A 17,235-nucleotide genomic window follows, 5' to 3' on the forward strand; every position below is an offset into this window, starting at 1 on the left:
CCAGTCTTGTAAAGAAAAATCCCTCTAAATTAAATCGTATAATCAGTGGGACTAAATATTCAGAGGCTTTTATGGGTAAACCAACAGATGAGCAAAGGGTCATCATTGAAAATGCAAACGCAAATAATATGGTTATTGCAGCACCAGGGTCTGGGAAGTCATTTACGATGATCGAGGCTGTGATCTCAATCCTCAGGCAGTTCCCATATGCCAAGGTTGGAATGGTCACATTTACTCGCGCTGCAACAAATTCATTGGCTGAAAAGCTGAAAAGTCGGTTAAGTAAAAAAGACCAGGATAGGGTGCTGGTAAATACTTTCCACGGCTTTATCCGGATGCAACTGGACATGGTCAACTGGAAGGGCAAGATGCTGATTAGCTCGGCACAGCGTTCTGTAATTCATCGTGCGTTAAAGGAGTCAGGCGCGCCTTTCCGTTACCCGGAAGCTGAATTTGCTATTGATGCGATTGGAAGGGAAATGGATACAGACATCATTTCAGTTCGCCATACGCGTCAACAAATCCACTTGTTCAACACATACCAGGCAATATGTCAGAAAGACCACGTAGCTGACTTAAATGCACTCTCACGTTTTGTCGTGGGCCAGATGCACTCAGGAAAAATGCAGCCACTAAATTTGACGCATTTAGTTGTAGATGAGGTGCAAGACACCGACTCGATTCAGTATGCCTGGATCGCACTACATACAAGGGGTGGTGTTAACACGAGCATCGTAGGGGATGATGATCAGGCAATCTATTCTTTCAGGGCCTCCGGCGGGGTAAAAATATTCCAGCAATTTGAAAAACAATTCAGGCCAAACATATTTTATCTAAATACCTGTTTCAGGTGTGAACCAGAAATTCTTAAGGTTGCAGGGGCATTGATTGAAAAAAATGTTTACAGATACGTTAAGGATCTGCGTTCAGCTAAAAGTGGTGGTGGAAAAGTTAATTTCCGCTCATATGTTGATATGGATGAACAGATTCAAGGCATCCTCAATCTAATTAACCAAGACCCAAATGGCTGGGCAATCCTTAGCAGAGGTAATGCACATCTTGATCAGCTTGAAAGCCTCATAGAGCAGCCGGTTCTTCGTTATGGAGGCAAGTCCTTTTGGGATGAGAAAGAGACGAGCGACGTACTGCATCTGATGGCTTTCTTTCGGCAGTCCAACGATGTTCGATTAATGAAGAGGGTGCTGGCGCTTTTCGGTGAAAATGAAGAAGTTTTGGATCAAACAGCATTTAGCATGAAAGGGAGAAAAGTAACTTTTGGTGAACTGAGCATCCCAGATGCAAGTTCCCTGGAAACAAGAACACTTCACTCAAACTTCACCCGGTTTACACAGGAGACTCGGGATAAAGTTGAAATCGAAAAGCGCTTCGCAAATCTGATTAAATGGATGGAATTGTCATCAATAAAAATGAGGACTCAGAAAGGTTCACCTTCACTGACACGAATTGCGTTAGATACCTGTAAGCAATGGGCTGAGAAAAATGGCTGGCAAAACATGATAAATCGAGCTGCGGCGATGTGTTTGGGGCCTAAAAAGAAGGATGAGGAATATACGCCGGATAAAGTAGTTTTATCGACATTGCATGGTTCGAAGGGGCTAGAATGGAAAAAAGTCATTATTATGAGTTGCAATGCTGACCAGATCCCAAGCAAGAGATCAGTGGGGCAGGAAGCGATTGAAGAAGAGAGAAGACTTCTATTTGTAGGATTTACACGAGCAGAACAACAGCTGCATGTAATGTGGTACGGTGATCCGTCCTTCTTTTTAAGCGAATGCGCCGAAGAAAAATTGAAAGAGGCAGCGAATATGAGAATAGAATCAAATTTAACAGAAGAATTTTCCAATCAGTATTTACAATAATGACTCTATGTTGTATAAGAATATTGAGCTTTGTATTATCGCTCCCACATTTCAAGTAACTGACAAAAGTTACTTTGCGCATTAAGCGCGGATTCAGCCGTGAAAAGCGGCCAGCTTACTTAAGCTGCAAGGCACCACCGGCAAAATGTCACCTTTGTCGCTGGTGCCTTTCCTATGCCCGTAAAAAGGCAAACCGAATTTACCAAATCGTAACTAATTTAGCTCTTGATTGAGCTATTTTCGTTGCGTACTTCTAATGCCAGAAAGTATAAATCAGGCGGTTCATAGCTTACGGGAGATGAATGACAGGCTTTGCCTTTGTGTTGGAATATTCCATTATTCCTTCCTTCTTACTATATATAGGTGACCCCAAATGTCTAAAAGCAAAGCACGCAGTAAAGCCCTTCTTCTGGCCTTCGCCGATCTGATTCCGGATATGGACAAGGCAGTTAACAAGAAGTTATTGGAATCTCTGATTATTTACTCAGGGCATGATAATGACCTTATTGTTATTTTGAATGAAGACGGACCAACTATAATTGAACTGAACTCTTTAAAATCGGTTTCTATGCTGGCCCAAAAGCTTTCAGCTTTTTCAACTTATTATCATGTAGAAATGCAGCAAATTCATGTCAATCCAATTGACTTTGAGAAGGCTTATAAGCTACTCAAAGAAGCACCTGCAATTCCCATGTTTAAAACTTTAGCTGAACTGGATAAGTTTTTAAATGAAGAGTTTGAAAAGTATGGGTTGAACACATTCCTTGATGTGGATGACCTAGATTATTCACTCGATAAATCCAGAGAGTTAAAAAATGATCAGTTGATTGCCTGGGTTTCTGAAATTATTGTGAAGCGCGATAAATTAGCATTGCGTAATCGCTTTAATGAAGTGACAAAGGCACATTATGAAACTGTAGATGCATTGTATGCAGCCGTCCGTCCCTTAATGAAAGAATTAGGTTTTCCTGATGAACTCATGCTACATACCTTTAGTGAATTGAGCGTTTTCGATTCCAAAGGCTGGGACCATGCTATCAAATCTAAAATTGAATTTCTCACAAAACGAGAAGCGCAATATTTAGATGACAAAATGAAGGCAGAAAAACGGCAGTTAACAATTGATGAACTTTTGACTCAAGCCAATAGCGCTAAAACAGCTAAAGAACCAAGACCTTTTGGTCAGACGTTTTGTTTTGCTGTTCTTGGCATGATGTCATTGATGTTCATTGTAAATAAATTTATTTAATCCTGTTAAGGGGGAACCCTGACAGGGCTTCTCTTTGATTAAAATGAGGAGAGAAGAAATGTCACATCTTGAATATGTTAATGAAGTTAAAGTGTCCGGGATAGTTATCAGTGCAATGGAGAAAGAAATGACTGACGGTAACGTTGGGTTATTAATAAAGCTCAAAAACAGAATGAAGACTGAAATTAATGGTGAAATCGCTGAGAGAGAATTTTCTATTCAAATCAAAGTGTCACCAGAAATGTATTCAGGCTGTTTCACTGGTATAAATCAAGGTGATGAGTTAATGGTCTCCGGTTATCTTGTTGTGGATATTGTCACGTTGGAAGGGAGAGAGCACCCTCTTGACTACATGAGAGTCGTTGCAACAAGTAAGTTAGCTCACATACCTAAACCCCCCAAGGGTTTTGGGCAAAGTAGCTTTAGACAGATCTGACATTTAAACCACCCTAAAGGGGAGAAATCCCTTCATGGGAGATCTCCCTTTGGAGGCCCCATGAAACAAAAAATTAGCTCGACATCATTTATTGGTAAACAAATGGATTTTTTCTCTATATTCGATTTTGAAGAAGAGGAAAATGAAATAATACCCATAGTTGAGTCTCCGCTTGAATATATAAATAATGCAATAGCCCAAAAGCAAAGCATGCAATCAGAAGAAAAACATTCTGGCCCGGAACTGGTGCCTCATGTGTCGGATGATGTTGCATTGCTAGGTCATTGTTCCAAATTACTCAACAATCAAATTCTGCATGGAATTAGTTTTGCTTCTGAAACTGATTATCTCTTCACTTTAGAAGAATACAATGCAGAATTAGGTGGTCTGGTTATCGACTGGGCTCCTGAAGATGTATATCAGTTATACGTCGTCGCAATGGAAGAGTCGTTGGAAAACGTTAAATATCTTGTCTTTACAAAATCACTCTATACAACTGATGAATTCGGAAATATCAAAGTGAATCCGCTTCTTGAAGCAGAAACACGTTGGTATATGTCGCAGTCATTTGAGCTTACATGTGCCACTCATGGTATAGATGCTATTGAGTTTAGGTCAGAGCTTAAAAAAAGCTTGTATGAATACACGCACAGTTTTGAAAGTGAAAATGTTAAATTATCTCAATATCATCAGGATAAAGAGATTATTTTGCATGATTGTAAAGAAGATATGGGATGGGATATCTTTTTCGACCGTGACTATTTATTGGCAGAAAATAAACTGGCAGTAAAATGGACTGATCGGGATATAATGGATGTCTATTCTAAAGCATTTAAATCAACAATTAATTTGTTTGAAAAACTTGTCGTAAATAACAAGTTAACATTAAGGGATACATCAGGTTGGGTTATCGTAAACCCTACATTTGAGCGCCAGTTCGAATGGATTGAATCTGAAGTATTCGAAATTGTAGGGACTCATCTTGGTTACAACGTTGATGCTATCAGAAAACAGATGGTTACAGCGTGTAAGATGACCTTCAACTAATATGCCACTGGCAAACATCTGCCAGCGGGCGGTGTTTGCATTTTACCGGAGTTTTAAAAATGACTAACGCCGCAACTATATTAGAAACCGAAAATTCATTACTGGAAGAAAATATTGGTAATCTGTTACCCGCAAATGTTATATCTACAAAAGCATATGCGAATAAGGAACAATATTACCTGGTTAAGGCCAAAGATTTGTTTGGTATTCCTGAAATGTCCGAGGATATGATAGTTCCAGTATTTAAACGTTTATCTCCACATCGTGCAAACCTGAATAAGGATTATATACCGAATGCTCGTATACTTGAGCAAGTAGTACAATTGCTCGTAAGTAACGATATAGATTTAAGTGTATGCCTGAAAGGGGAGTCTGGTTCTGGTAAGACTGAAATGGCAATGTACATTAGCCATATGCTGAATTGGCCGCTAACCATAAAGCAAATCAACAGTAATATTCGTGCTGATGAACTTGAAGGTGAGCGTAGTCTCATTAACGGAAACACCAGTTTTGTGCCCAGCGAGCTTGTAACGGCGTTTCAGGAAGGCCACCTCATTCTTCTGGATGAAGTGGACAAGATTGACCCTGATACCGCCGCGAAGCTGCATATGCCTATAGAGCGTAAGCCCTGGTCACTAGCCGCCAACGGTGGCGAAGTGGTTAATGCCAATAAGTTTACGCGGTTTATGGGTACAGCAAACACAAACATGAGTGGGGGATCTCGTAAGTTCGTTTCATCACAGCGGCAGGATGCAGCGTTTATTAAACGCTTCCTGATTGTGGAGATGGAAAGGCCTTCAGAGGTTGCATTAACCAACGTTTTGCTTAAACGCTACAATAGCCTGCCTATGCTGGTAATTGAAAAATTCGTTTCGGTAGCCGTTGCAGTAAACAACATAGGAACTGAAGACAGTGTAATGGATATTCGTCAGCTTGTGGCATGGGTTGGAACGTCGATGACGTTAAAGACCATGTCCTTACTGGATACGTTTAAAATTGCTTTTGCGTCGGCTCTGCCTGCACATGCCAGTGGTATGGTGCTGGAAGCCATCGATTTAAAACTCGGTGACGATAAGAACCGTACAATGGAGTATTACACTGCAAAAAAGTAGTTATAGATGGGACGAGTTATCAGAAGGCTGAATGCCTTGTGACAGACTTTGCTCATCTTTCGTTTTACGGTTTTTTGAGTGCAGACGGGGATGAAACTTTCGCGATTGCACAGGAAGGAAATCAATATATAGGTCTTAAGCAGCACAATAATGACTATTCATTTATTTGTTATCAAGATTGTGACAAAGATATGGAAGCCATGATTAAGGGCCTTGAATCAAAAGGATTCATGTATCAAGGAAGTATTCAATCGACGTCTGTCGAGAGTGAATTTCCTGGAATTCTTTTAACAACACTTGAGAAGTAATAATCTTAACCCTATCGGGAAATCTTTCCCGACAGGGAGGTTTTCCCATTTTTTTAATCTGGAGAAAACCTATGACTTTCAATACTTCTAAACTTAATAAAGTTTCCGCTAAGCAAATCTGTGATAACTTTGTAAAAGCACATCCTGATTTGTTGGAAGGTGCTGTTATAACAAAAATCGAAATCAGTGGTTGTCAGGGCTCTCGGCGTACCGATAAAATCGAACTGTCCTATGGCGGCGATGATATAACGGACCAGAAGAGCGTGTCTAAAAGTGAAGTTCGCTGGATAGACATAAAGGCACTGAGTTTCAAAAGCACTATCACTAGTCGAATTTCAACACTCTGTTCACGGTTGTGTATCCGCTATAGCAATATGTGGATTTTGCCTGTCGAAAGAATGGAGGAGTTTCTGGAAGAGGCACAAGAAATTGAACGTGAATTTCAAGCCGGTATCCAGAATGTGGTTGATAACTATGACACTCATATTCAGGCTGAGAAAGATCGCAGTCCGTTGATGTCAGATTTAATCGACCAGTTGAAATTAACGAAAGATGATTTTATTAAATCATTCCGGTTTAATCTGGCGCATTTCATTCCGTTTTCACCGATTAGTGTGGAGGGGGATGAAACACAGGACTTTTATCAGGAACAACTGATAATCGATTTGGCCGATGAAGCTATGAAGGTTTATGCAAAAATCAGTAAAAATGATAATTTGCGTTCCAGCACGATTGACCGATTAAAACAGATGCAAGATAAAATCATTAGCTTTATGTTCATTCATAAAGAGGCGGTTGTTCTTGCAGAAGCTATCAAGCACGTCATGAATAATTTACCCAAAGGCGCCATTTCTTCTCCCCGTGATGTTGCGGTGTTAAAGCAATGGTTCTATTTCATGAGTGATGCGTCAATGCTGAAACGTATTATTTCTGGTGAGCAGAAAGTAACAGATTGGCTGGATTCCATTACCCGGTCATTCAATATTGATTCACAGGATAATACGGCTAACTCTCAGAATGCTTTTGAGGATGATGTTTTTTCTTCAGCAAATGTGTTCAGAGAAGATCCGCTTGAAGAAGTTGAGAAAAACGCAGTAACTGCACCTTTGTCTGCTGTTGTCCCTGAAGAAGATGTTTCCCTTCAGGCCAGTGGTAGTAATAGTGCTTTTAACAGCGAACTCGAACTGAACGGCTGGTGATTTAGTCTTGTAAAAATAACCCCAGATGGGTACTTCACCATCTGGGTGAGTACCCTTTATTAATTAAAGGTACTCAAATGAAATTTGATTTGAAATCTTCACCCCGCCATATTCAACGCCTGACGAATATAGCCAGCGTGATAAGCGGTATAAGTGGTCTTAATGTTGTAATAGACAATAAGGTACATACACCTTATTTCAACAGCGAAAAGAACGTTTGTGTATTACCTAATGGTGATTATAGCGATGAGAAATTCGTCAAGCTAATTGAAGGGTTTATATGTCATGAAGCTGGACACGGTCGCTATACAGAACATGAAGTATACCGTGAAGCTTTTGTTGGGGAACTGATTAATGCAGATGGCTTCATCAGTATAGATGATAAGCTGAACGCTGAATTTCAAACCCTTAAACAAAAGAAAATCGCATATGCCCGGGCTTACCGTCTACATGGACTTATTAATCTCTTTGATGATGTCCAGATGGAAGAGAAAACGGGTATTGACTATCAGGAGGCAAAAAAGCGCCTCGCGGTAAGTTATGCCTTGATGGTTGAAGCTGGGCGAATGACGGTTGATGTTTCTTCAAGCCCTCAAAACCCTGTTCAGTTTATTGAAATGTTCCTGCTTAATACATTGCGGGTTAACGTTCTCCAGCAAGAAGGGCATAAAGAAACGCTTGATCCATTTTTCGATTATGCAAAGAAAATCCTTGAGCCTGTAATTTTAGAAGTTGATGAGATTATTCATCAGGCTCTAAGTTGCAAAAGTACGCAAAATTGCGATTCTCTGGCGCGTAAAACCTTGGCTCTTTTAGAGCGTTTACGGGATGAAGCCAAAGAGAAACAGCAAGAAGAGGATCAGAATAAAGACCCGCAAAACGACACAGACAATTCATCTGGCTCTGAGAATGAACCTGATTCCGAAACCAATGGTGACAACCAGGGTGAAGGGGATGGAGATTCCGAAGAGCAAGACGATGATGCTGGTAATGGTAAAGCACCTATGGAAGATAATGAGCCGTCAGAGCAATCTAAAGGGGATGAAGAAAGTGCTGAGAGCGGTAACGGTGAACCTGATGGAGAGCCCGAAACCGATGAATCGGCTAACCCTGACTCGTATGATGCTGACGGAACTCCTTCCCAAATCGACAGTTCCAATGGAAATCCTTCCGATGGGGAAAGTAACTTTTCTCCTGAGCAGTGGAGTATCCTTGCCAAATTGCTGGATGATTTTCTTAACAGCGATGAGGAAAGTGAAGATTTTCATGAGGCTCTTGCAAATGAAATCTCCGTAATTGCTGCCAGTGTGTCGGATGAGGTTAAAGCTGAATTTGGTGCAAATGAGTGGGATCTTCCAGATTTGCTTATTGATCTGAATGTCTACAATGAAGCATTAAATATCAGTCAGACTCTTGGGGCAGACTTATCTGTTTTACAGCAGGTAAAAATGCGTGGTCAATTTAAAACCCGTGATAGAGGCTTGTCATTCGACATTAATCGATTGATCCAGTCTCCGATGGGTGTGAGGGATGTATTCCGGTCGCAAAGCGAATCTAAAAACCGGGGCCACGTCGGCTTGGTTATTGTTCGTGATATTTCAGGTTCTATGATTCTGGATCACCGTTATATCCACGCAATTAAGACTGACCTTGCATTAACTTTGGCGATTGAAGCTAATTCAAAAATGCACGTTGCTAATGTGATTTATCCGTTTGTCGACAAAGACTTTGAAGTTATCAAAACGTTTGATGAAAACGCGGAAGAGACGCTTTCAAAATTTTCACTCGGCTGTAAAGGGAATAATACCCCAACGGGTTCCGCCTTAATGGCTGCTGTAGAATTGTTACTTGAAAGCCAGTTTGACAGGAAAATTGTTTTCCTTATTACTGATGGTTATCCGACAGAGTCTGATTACACCATTAGTGATGTTCTTACGGTAGCTGAAAGTAACGGTATTGAAATCGCTGGTGTAGGCATTAAAACTGATGAGTTAATTGGTTTTGATGAGGGCACCTTCGTAAATGTTGATGATATTTCTTTACTGCCGAATGTGGTCAGTAAATTAGTACATCAAATTCTATCTAATTAACTCTACCCAATCGGGGCAAAATGACGCCCGGTTGGGTCGTTTTGCTCCCTGAAGGATTAAGGAGCAATATATGACTCAGATAAAGACTTACCGTGTCGAGTATGAAAAAGTCGGGATGATGCATCGTGTCCGTATTTTTGGTCGCATGGGTGAAGTTGTCAAAAGTGAATTGCCAAAAGAAGTAATTCTCCGGGATGTATCTATACCGGAGGGTAATGTAAAAATGGCAACATCAATGGTTGATGGTTTTATCCAGCGTCTTGAAAATAATGGCTTCAAGTCTGAAGCGTAATTGTTAAGGGCCATTATGGCCCTTATTCTTAGATTCTGCGTTGTGGGTTTCTCCCTGTTTTCTGCATCGCAGAGGGCATTGAGAAACCCACAATGCCAGATAAGAGAGAACAAAATGACTTATGCATCACCGGCTGTTAAGCGTACACCACATGAAGTATCTGAGCACTTTATTAAAATGGTTCACGCTCGTGTTGCGGAAGCCTCTGGCTGGCGCTATGTATTCGATAGAATACCGGCATTTAAAGATGCTTGTGATAAAGCACCTAGCCAGGTTCCTTGCCCCTTCACCGGGGACGGGAAATCAAAGTTCCGTTTCCGAAAAAAAGACCTCTATACCGGTTGTGCTATTCACAATGATTTCCCTGTGAATGCATTTTGTGACGGTATTGATGTGCTGGCAGAGTATTACAAGTTGAGCAAAACCCAGACTTGTAAGAAGATCTTGACTGATTTCTTTGGTATGGATCTGTACGCTCCGTTAACTGATGCGGATCTCGAAAGTGAACGGCGTTATAAATCAACAGTTCGTGCAACCGAAACGCTTGATAGCGATGAAGTTGAAAAACGGCTGCGTAAACTTGAAGTGTTATATCACTATACAGGTGAAATCAAGCCAGGGAGTCCTGTGGGCATGTATCTCCGAAATCGTGGTCTTAAACGAATTCTGAGTAATCTGCCTAAGGATCTTGGTCTGAACAACCGACTTTACTATATGGATAAGTCACTAGAGAAACCGTCAACTTACCCGGGAATGATCGCAATTTATCGTGATACACGGGGACGTCCTCTGACAATCCATAGAACGTTCGTAGAGAAAAATGGTGATAAGGCTCGGGTAGAGAATCCGAAACTGATGATGAAACCGCCTGCCGATATGACCGGCGGCTCAATTCAGCTGTACGACCCACACTACAACTCAGGTACCCGTACCTGGACGTTAGGTGTGGCTGAAGGCATAGAAAACGCGCTGTCAGTAACTGAAGCGACTTCAACACCGTGTTGGGCTGCGAGCTCTGCCTGGTGTCTTGAAAACGTTGAAGTGCCGGATAGTCTACTGCCTCCTCCGGATGTGAAAGAAATACAGTTTTACGTCTGGGCGGATAAGGATGTTGTGAATTCAAGAGGCGCTTGCCCGGGTATGGAGTCAGCAATACGACTTCAGGCCCGAATGGAAGAGTTTTTTGCAAAGCGATATCCCACTTCAGAGCTGACAATTAAAGTCTTTGAACCAGATTTCGATATTCCTGAAGGGACGAAAGGAATCGACTGGAACGAAGTATTGAAATTAACAGGACCTGATGGCTTCCCAGTAAAATGGGCTCCTGAATGTCTTGCTCAGCTTTAAACCCGATAACTCCCCCGCCTTTTTAGGTCGGGGGGGGTTATCTCTTTAGTGTTTAATTTCATAAATACTAAACAGATAATTAGATTTCCTTCGTGAAAATCACCTGTTATTCAGGTTTTTTTTACGGCTGAGATGCTTGCTCAGTTAAATAAATGTGCGGTACATCTGGCTACGGTCGGTTGTATGACGTGGTATATCCATATAACTCAAAACCCCTGACGGGAGTATTACCGTTAGGGTGATGCTCATCGTTTAATATAAGAGAGCATTGTTATGAAAACTGAAAATCAAGACTTATTTAATAAGTTTGCTGCTGTGATTTCATCTCGTATCGTTGAGCAACCATCATCATGCTATTATCTTCATGATAGTGAAGTTGACCTTACGATTTTAAAACACAGCATAATAGATAAGGACAAAAACCTGTTGTATGTAATTCGCCCTTCAGGTACATGTTTGTTACGCTGTGATAAATATTTTTTTCCGAATTACTATCTTACTTGTCGTGGAGATTATAAAGCATTCATTTATGTGCATTTTAATCTTGCTACAGGAAAAGCGGAAGATATCACGTGGCAACAAGCTTTAGAAGTTTTGTCCAAACCGGGAAGGCCCCCATTGAGAGGTTCTCTTGGAAGATTTGATTATTTAAAACTTGTGGTTGATGATCTTCGTACCCGTGGTTATGCCGATTTTCTACCGGCATATAATCTGGATGGACTTCGTCATTTTGCAGTAAAGGATGAGCGACCATCTCTTGTCAGTTATATCGACAATGTCATGGCTCTTTGCGCATAAACATATCACATATTTTAACTACATCCCTGATGGCCAATCCCATCGGGGGGGCCCTCAGCATTTAACCTGGAGGCCTTATGAAATTAGCTACAGATCTTGTCAATGCAGTTCTGATAAAGGATGGTGTTGTACCGGTTTCCATTACTGAGATGCCTGTACAGTCTCTTGTAAATCCTTTGACACAAGTGCATCTCAGCCTGTACCTGAAAACAACGCATTTATCGCGGTTCGTCCCTGACTATGTCGAGACTCTGAAAGATTGTCCGGTATCGTATGATATCGGCCTTGAACTTCAGCAGTGTATCAGCAGTGCTGAATTGCTCTGCGAAGACATGGAATCGCTTGAATTTATCTCTGTATGGATAGAACTCTATACGTGTAATTCAAAGCAACAACGGTTTGAGGAAAGTAACTTTTCTCTTCGTTCCGAAGATATCGAGCTGGCTAAGATGCTAGCTTGTTCCCATGATCTCTTGATTAGCCAGGCTGCTTGTTTCTGGCTTTTATATTTTGATGACTTCATGAGATATGTGCGTAATAGACTCTGTACTTTACTCAGAGAAGTTTTAATACTGATTGCCGGACTGCGGAATGCATTCTTGCACCGTAATGAAGATCAGTTAATTAAGAGAGTGAAGTACGGGAATGAAATGCTGGAGGTAACTCTTAAAGCTATTGCACTATGTTCAATGGACCGGTATCTGAAATCATTTACCTCTTTACGAACAGAAGCGGCAGCTTCGGGTTTTATCAAATGTGTTAAGTCTTATATCAGTACAGGGTGGAGACATGGTTATATAGTCTGTCACTATTATCGAAATGGACAGTCTCTTGGTAAGTCATTACCACTTTTTATAAGTGAGACGTCTGAATACAGTATACAGAAACGAGTAAATCGTCTTATATCTTCCACGATATCAGGGCGAAATAAAGATTTAGGTCTTTCTGATTTCTGATTAACACTACCCATCTGGGGATTACTCCCCTGATGGGCGTAATCCCTTTTTATAACGAGAGGATTACATGAAAATTATCGAGAAAATCATTAATGCATTTCTGATGTCACGCAATCACGCTGTGAAGGTCAGCAATGTTATCTGCTTAACTGGTTGTGACGGTAAATTTACTGGTATACGTTGTGACGCCGATGTTTCATTTGATTTTCTTCATTCGTATGCTAACGCATACAGTTCAATATTTTTAGATATCCCGTTCCCTGGGTTCGAAGACCAGAACATTACGGATTGTGTTAAACGTCAGTTAGATGTAGTGAAAAATAAACAGAATCGGTCTTTCTTTATTGACCATATTAGATTCCCGGTTACTGTCAAGGAAGGATTCACTCTACAGCGCGGTGGTAGTTACGACGTGACTGATAGTGAATATAACAAGCAACGATTGCTGCATTTAACTCGACATGGACGTTTTGGTGAAGACTATCTCACGTACAAAGAAGGACTGAGTCCCTTCTTTTCATTTGTGAATGTAGAATTACATGAAACTATGAAGGAAGGTATTCGTTTAGCACTTGATGTTTTAAATAAGATAACAACTGACCAACCTGACCGTCTTATAAAGGACTTTAAATATCATGACTGTTACAATAGTTATAATGTTCAAATATTTTGTAAGGGGTTGCCAGTTGATATTCTGGAAACGATGATCGCACCTGACTTTTTGTCATCTGACATGTCTGGTAGTCGTCAGATCATCAAAAATGCACGCCGCTATCTTAAAGGCTTTGCCCACAGTAATCGTGTTTACATGAAGTACGGTTGGCGCTTAGCGGATATCGACACGTCTGATTATGCTAAAGTCATGTCAGATAAAGAAATGCATGCCAGAGATGATCTTAAAATGTTTTGCGGTGTCTTTGTTAAAGAGTGCTTCGCATCCGGAAAAGATGAATACGAAGCCTACCTTCAAGAAAGACAACACGCTATTCGTTACGGGTATTAAAACTTATTTTCAACTTATCTAATCCCTGAGGGAACTCTTCCCTTGGGGAGAATTCCCTCTTAACCGAGGGCAATAAAATGAAAGCTATTTATAAATTAATTGAAGCGATGCTGGTGAAGATGGGTTTTGAAGGTGCTGCGATCCAAAGTGTCAATCTGGAAACCGGAGTCATTCAGAGTCTTGTTGTGAAGGTTGATATTCCAGTCCGGACTTTAAAACCGCATTTAATGCGTTATCTGCGCGACTGGGAGCCTTTATGGGGCCCTGACGTGGATAACCATCCTGTTGCACAATATTGCTCAGGAGCTGCGTTGTTGAAGGCTGGGCCGGTCACTCTTGAAACCTTGCAGTTTGAGGTTTCAGTGTCAGCAGCTCACCTGCGTCTTGTTGATGTTGAGCCAGACTGGCTGAATGAAGGTGTGAACCGTGAAAAACTGGACTATGTCTATTATCGTTCCAGCAATGCAGACAAGGATTTAATCCTTGGTATGGTTGAAAACGGTCACAATTTCATCAGCCATCTTCATGGCCAGTTACGGTCACGCTTATCTCAGGTTCTTCCGCTTATTTTCGCAGTTACAGAAAAGGTTGCGGAAAGTTCAGTTCCACAAGTGTTAACCAGGTTCTTCAGTGTTGACCATCAAATCAATACTCAGATAGTAGTTGAACCGGTACCCGTTTCAGTTGCAGACCAGATAATTTCTGCCAACTGGGATGTGAGTAGTATTTCTGGGGCTGACAAGTTCCTGAACCATGTTAATCGTTACCTGTCGGGTAGGGTGATGAAGCGGCGCATTTACGCTGTTATTGAATCTTGCAACGATGGCCCTTTAACTCTCGACGCGAATCTAGGTTGCTTTACTTCACCTCTTCTCGTCACTGAGTACAAAATGGTTCAATCGCATTCTTCATCGCTGTACAGAAAGGCTATAAATAACTCGCTTAAGCAAATCAATTCGTATGCTCCAGAGCATTCGGATGATCTGCTTTACATGTAATTAATAAATAACCCTAAGGGAAGCTCAATCCCTTTAGGGGATGCTTCCTTTATTCTTTCAAGAGGAAGTAGATATGTTTAATGAAAACGATGATATAAATTTTGTTAGCGCCATGCTTAAAAAACAACTTGGTCTGACAGTAATTCAACAGGATATTAAACTGTTTGATAAGTCTAATTTCTTTGAACAACTCTCATTCAAAGCAGAAGTGGCGACTGATGATTTGTTATTCTATCTTGATTCATATATCGAAGAGTTGATAAAACATAAAGCGCCGTATTCTGAAACCGAAGTTCTCCGGAATAAAATCAAATACCTTTTTAAAGTATATGAAAAGTCTGGGTTTCAGAAAATAACAATTCGTGGTTATCATAATGCGCATAGCACTATGAAATTTTTCGATATAGCAACATCAATATTGGCGGCCTCAGAATCGTTGCCTGAATATGATGAATTTCAGAAAGGTCTCAGAAAGGAAATTTATCAGAATAGAATGAGTGTTGACGGGAAAGTTCTTATTGCCCGGTATGCACTGAAGCAATTTTTCCATTCTGATTTTGGCGACTTTATCTATGAGTTTGAGAAAAAAATAACAGAGTGTCTATTTAATTCTCTTCAGGTTATCAAGTCTGTTAAAAATTCATTTCATAGTTTAGGTCAATATCAATATCACCGTCGTGTAAATCATGAACTGATGTTGCATCTTGAGCTGAACACTGATGAATACCCGGCTTGCATGCCTGATCTTTACATTGGTTTCAATGAGTCTGAAGGCACGACGGGGGCGTATTGCGATGATGAAAAACTCATTCGTCTTTATACCTGCGTAAGTTCCGGACACGATGTGCCGGTTATGATGAACGTTCGTTTCACTGGCAGTGATGGGAGTGTTAAGTGTGAATCCTCGCACGGAACCTTCTCTTCTGTGGGACCTTGTGGCCGAGTACAAATCTGTGACAGAGCAGCGTTGATCCATGAAGCGATTGAAGAGTTTCGGGACGGTGTTTAACCGGTCCTCATTCTCACCTCATCGTAAAAAGTAACTTTGTTCGACTAAATGATTGCGTTCACTTTCCTGTTTAACTGGCAGGATAGAATGATTTAGAAAAACATATTTTTATCCACCCACTGGGGAAGTTGCTCCCCTATGGGGCACTTCCTTTCAATTTTCCTGAGGAAGTGAAAATGACTAATTATACTGATAATCAAAACTACGTTCGTGCAGTACTGGCAGACATTGGCATTGATTTTGATGAGACAGAGATTCATATCAATGTCTCTCACTGCCAGGGCGACGAGGTTTCTTTTTCTTGCAGTATATCAGCCAGTGAATTAAGACAGTCTGTGGACCATTATGCGGAAACGCTTAATGCTACTCAACTGGATGGACTGGATGCTAATACCCTCAAGAAGCGCCTGGTTTACTTCCTTGAGGTCTTCGACCAAGTTTCCGGTCAGTATCTGGATATCTCTGGTAAACACTACGCGACTAGCCGCTTTGAATACGATGATGTCTGTTGTGATATCCTAAGTCTTTCTGCGGATAGCACACAACCTGGTGGCTATGATCGTGAAGAATACAAAAAACTGATGGAAGTTGATGGACAGGTTTTAATCGCCCGTTTTGCACTGGAACAATTCTGGAATACGCATTTTATTGGGCTTATCAACTATGTATCAGATGAAATAACATCCGGTCTTCATGATGCTTATCGCACTTTCAGTGATATAAGCATGGCCGCTTATACATTTAGTGAGTATTCATATTCACGTCGAATTACCGACGAACTGAGTCTGCATATTTCACTTCAAGAGGACGATTTCGACGATCAATTAACCGATTGTTATATGGATGAAACAACGCTGCCGTCCGGCAAAGTAGTTTTACGTCGTAATAATGAATCGATTATTGATATTTATGAAAGTTATGCTGCAAAATCTTACTTTCATATGGTTGCTCATGTTCGAGTCCTTGATCAAGATGGTGAAGTCGTTAATGAACTTTACCAAGGGGTGAATGTATCTGAATTGACTGGTGGCCGGGTTAAAATCCATGACCGTCAGGATCTAATTTATGAAGTATTCTCCACATTACGTAAACTCATCCCCGCTACAGAGGTTAAAGTCTCCGTTGCGGCATGAGTGCTGAAGATAGTTTTATATCTTCAGTTTTTTATACTCCCAAGAAGGCACGGTTATCCGTGCCTTTTTTTATTCCTCAAATCTGTTCTTTAATCCGCTATATTTCAACGTACTCATTGACCGATATGATTAACTGCATTGCTCTCCGGTCACAGCTCTTCATAAACCATCCGTTACCTTCCGCATCAACTCCAATCCAAAATTACACTCTTTCTGCTGCTTCCTTTCCTGCTCCGGTTAGTTTCAATTTTTTGACACGTGTTTCCGTTTCCGGCCGCAATCAGTCTACATGCTGGAGACTGCATAAATAAAATTTACTTACTTTGTTTTAGTTTCGCGAAAATAGGTCTCTTATCCGAAAAATGGAACGATAGAGAT

The 17,235-nt window shown here is 40.9% G+C and carries 16 protein-coding genes; all 16 read left to right on the forward strand.

All coding sequences use genetic code 11. From position 1 onward, the window contains the following. Positions 1–71: 71 nt before the first annotated feature. Complete coding sequence (gene trhI / locus OH663_RS15560; protein ID WP_015063127.1) at positions 72–1,880, forward strand: IncHI-type conjugal transfer helicase TrhI; 1,809 nt, start codon at positions 72–74, stop codon at positions 1,878–1,880. A 373-nt stretch (positions 1,881–2,253) separates the two neighbouring features. Continuing rightward, positions 2,254–3,129 (forward strand): hypothetical protein, encoded by an 876-nt coding sequence (locus OH663_RS15565; RefSeq protein WP_040115163.1) that lies wholly within the window; start codon positions 2,254–2,256, stop codon positions 3,127–3,129. A gap of 58 nt (positions 3,130–3,187) precedes the next feature. After that, the gene (locus OH663_RS15570) at positions 3,188–3,565 is read left to right on the forward strand and encodes a hypothetical protein (protein WP_022652171.1); all 378 of its coding nucleotides are present in this window, start codon (positions 3,188–3,190) and stop codon (positions 3,563–3,565) included. Between the two features lie 60 nt (positions 3,566–3,625). Further along, entirely contained in the window at positions 3,626–4,612 is a 987-nt protein-coding gene (locus tag OH663_RS15575; protein ID WP_022652172.1) for a hypothetical protein, read from the forward strand. A gap of 59 nt (positions 4,613–4,671) precedes the next feature. Then, entirely contained in the window at positions 4,672–5,724 is a 1,053-nt protein-coding gene (locus OH663_RS15580) for an ATP-binding protein (RefSeq protein ID WP_022652173.1), read from the forward strand. 38 nt (positions 5,725–5,762) lie between these two features. Further along, complete coding sequence (locus OH663_RS15585; RefSeq protein ID WP_032610391.1) at positions 5,763–6,032, forward strand: hypothetical protein; 270 nt, start codon at positions 5,763–5,765, stop codon at positions 6,030–6,032. 71 nt (positions 6,033–6,103) lie between these two features. Next, positions 6,104–7,231, forward strand: a complete 1,128-nt coding sequence (locus OH663_RS15590; protein ID WP_015063132.1) for a DUF3150 domain-containing protein — start codon at positions 6,104–6,106, stop codon at positions 7,229–7,231. A 77-nt stretch (positions 7,232–7,308) separates the two neighbouring features. Beyond that, positions 7,309–9,321, forward strand: a complete 2,013-nt coding sequence (locus tag OH663_RS15595) for a vWA domain-containing protein (RefSeq protein ID WP_015063133.1) — start codon at positions 7,309–7,311, stop codon at positions 9,319–9,321. 70 nt (positions 9,322–9,391) lie between these two features. After that, positions 9,392–9,613 carry a hypothetical protein gene (locus OH663_RS15600; RefSeq protein ID WP_015063134.1) on the forward strand — a complete coding sequence of 74 codons (222 nt, stop codon included), beginning with the start codon at positions 9,392–9,394 and terminating at the stop codon, positions 9,611–9,613. Between the two features lie 114 nt (positions 9,614–9,727). Beyond that, a complete protein-coding gene (locus OH663_RS15605; RefSeq protein ID WP_032610499.1) occupies positions 9,728–10,960 on the forward strand; it encodes a DUF7146 domain-containing protein in 1,233 nt (410 codons plus the stop codon). A 273-nt stretch (positions 10,961–11,233) separates the two neighbouring features. Then, positions 11,234–11,758, forward strand: coding sequence for a hypothetical protein (locus tag OH663_RS15610; protein ID WP_015063136.1), 525 nt, complete (start codon positions 11,234–11,236; stop codon positions 11,756–11,758). A gap of 77 nt (positions 11,759–11,835) precedes the next feature. Then, complete coding sequence (locus OH663_RS15615; RefSeq protein WP_015063137.1) at positions 11,836–12,714, forward strand: hypothetical protein; 879 nt, start codon at positions 11,836–11,838, stop codon at positions 12,712–12,714. 67 nt (positions 12,715–12,781) lie between these two features. Further along, the gene (locus tag OH663_RS15620) at positions 12,782–13,717 is read left to right on the forward strand and encodes a hypothetical protein (protein ID WP_015063138.1); all 936 of its coding nucleotides are present in this window, start codon (positions 12,782–12,784) and stop codon (positions 13,715–13,717) included. Positions 13,718–13,794: 77 nt separating this feature from the next. Then, the gene (locus tag OH663_RS15625; protein ID WP_022652176.1) at positions 13,795–14,715 is read left to right on the forward strand and encodes a hypothetical protein; all 921 of its coding nucleotides are present in this window, start codon (positions 13,795–13,797) and stop codon (positions 14,713–14,715) included. A gap of 73 nt (positions 14,716–14,788) precedes the next feature. After that, positions 14,789–15,724, forward strand: a complete 936-nt coding sequence (locus OH663_RS15630; protein WP_022652177.1) for a hypothetical protein — start codon at positions 14,789–14,791, stop codon at positions 15,722–15,724. Positions 15,725–15,900: 176 nt separating this feature from the next. Then, the gene (locus OH663_RS15635; RefSeq protein ID WP_022652178.1) at positions 15,901–16,857 is read left to right on the forward strand and encodes a hypothetical protein; all 957 of its coding nucleotides are present in this window, start codon (positions 15,901–15,903) and stop codon (positions 16,855–16,857) included. The last annotated feature ends 378 nt before the right edge of the window (positions 16,858–17,235 follow it).

The organism is Citrobacter sp. Marseille-Q5395 (assembly GCF_947057495.1).
GTDB lineage: Bacteria > Pseudomonadota > Gammaproteobacteria > Enterobacterales > Enterobacteriaceae > Citrobacter > Citrobacter murliniae.

What these genes read in the sequence shown, in the direction of transcription:
- OH663_RS15615 (WP_015063137.1), top strand. Translation starts at nt 11,836, where the DNA reads ATGAAATTAGCTACAGATCTTGTCAATGCAGTTCTGATAAAGGATGGT.
- OH663_RS15580 (WP_022652173.1), top strand. Translation starts at nt 4,672, where the DNA reads ATGACTAACGCCGCAACTATATTAGAAACCGAAAATTCATTACTGGAA.
- OH663_RS15575 (WP_022652172.1), top strand. Translation starts at nt 3,626, where the DNA reads ATGAAACAAAAAATTAGCTCGACATCATTTATTGGTAAACAAATGGAT.
- OH663_RS15610 (WP_015063136.1), top strand. Translation starts at nt 11,234, where the DNA reads ATGAAAACTGAAAATCAAGACTTATTTAATAAGTTTGCTGCTGTGATT.
- OH663_RS15600 (WP_015063134.1), top strand. Translation starts at nt 9,392, where the DNA reads ATGACTCAGATAAAGACTTACCGTGTCGAGTATGAAAAAGTCGGGATG.
- OH663_RS15590 (WP_015063132.1), top strand. Translation starts at nt 6,104, where the DNA reads ATGACTTTCAATACTTCTAAACTTAATAAAGTTTCCGCTAAGCAAATC.
- OH663_RS15620 (WP_015063138.1), top strand. Translation starts at nt 12,782, where the DNA reads ATGAAAATTATCGAGAAAATCATTAATGCATTTCTGATGTCACGCAAT.
- OH663_RS15595 (WP_015063133.1), top strand. Translation starts at nt 7,309, where the DNA reads ATGAAATTTGATTTGAAATCTTCACCCCGCCATATTCAACGCCTGACG.
- OH663_RS15630 (WP_022652177.1), top strand. Translation starts at nt 14,789, where the DNA reads ATGTTTAATGAAAACGATGATATAAATTTTGTTAGCGCCATGCTTAAA.
- OH663_RS15605 (WP_032610499.1), top strand. Translation starts at nt 9,728, where the DNA reads ATGACTTATGCATCACCGGCTGTTAAGCGTACACCACATGAAGTATCT.
- trhI (WP_015063127.1), top strand. Translation starts at nt 72, where the DNA reads ATGGGTAAACCAACAGATGAGCAAAGGGTCATCATTGAAAATGCAAAC.
- OH663_RS15635 (WP_022652178.1), top strand. Translation starts at nt 15,901, where the DNA reads ATGACTAATTATACTGATAATCAAAACTACGTTCGTGCAGTACTGGCA.
- OH663_RS15570 (WP_022652171.1), top strand. Translation starts at nt 3,188, where the DNA reads ATGTCACATCTTGAATATGTTAATGAAGTTAAAGTGTCCGGGATAGTT.
- OH663_RS15625 (WP_022652176.1), top strand. Translation starts at nt 13,795, where the DNA reads ATGAAAGCTATTTATAAATTAATTGAAGCGATGCTGGTGAAGATGGGT.
- OH663_RS15565 (WP_040115163.1), top strand. Translation starts at nt 2,254, where the DNA reads ATGTCTAAAAGCAAAGCACGCAGTAAAGCCCTTCTTCTGGCCTTCGCC.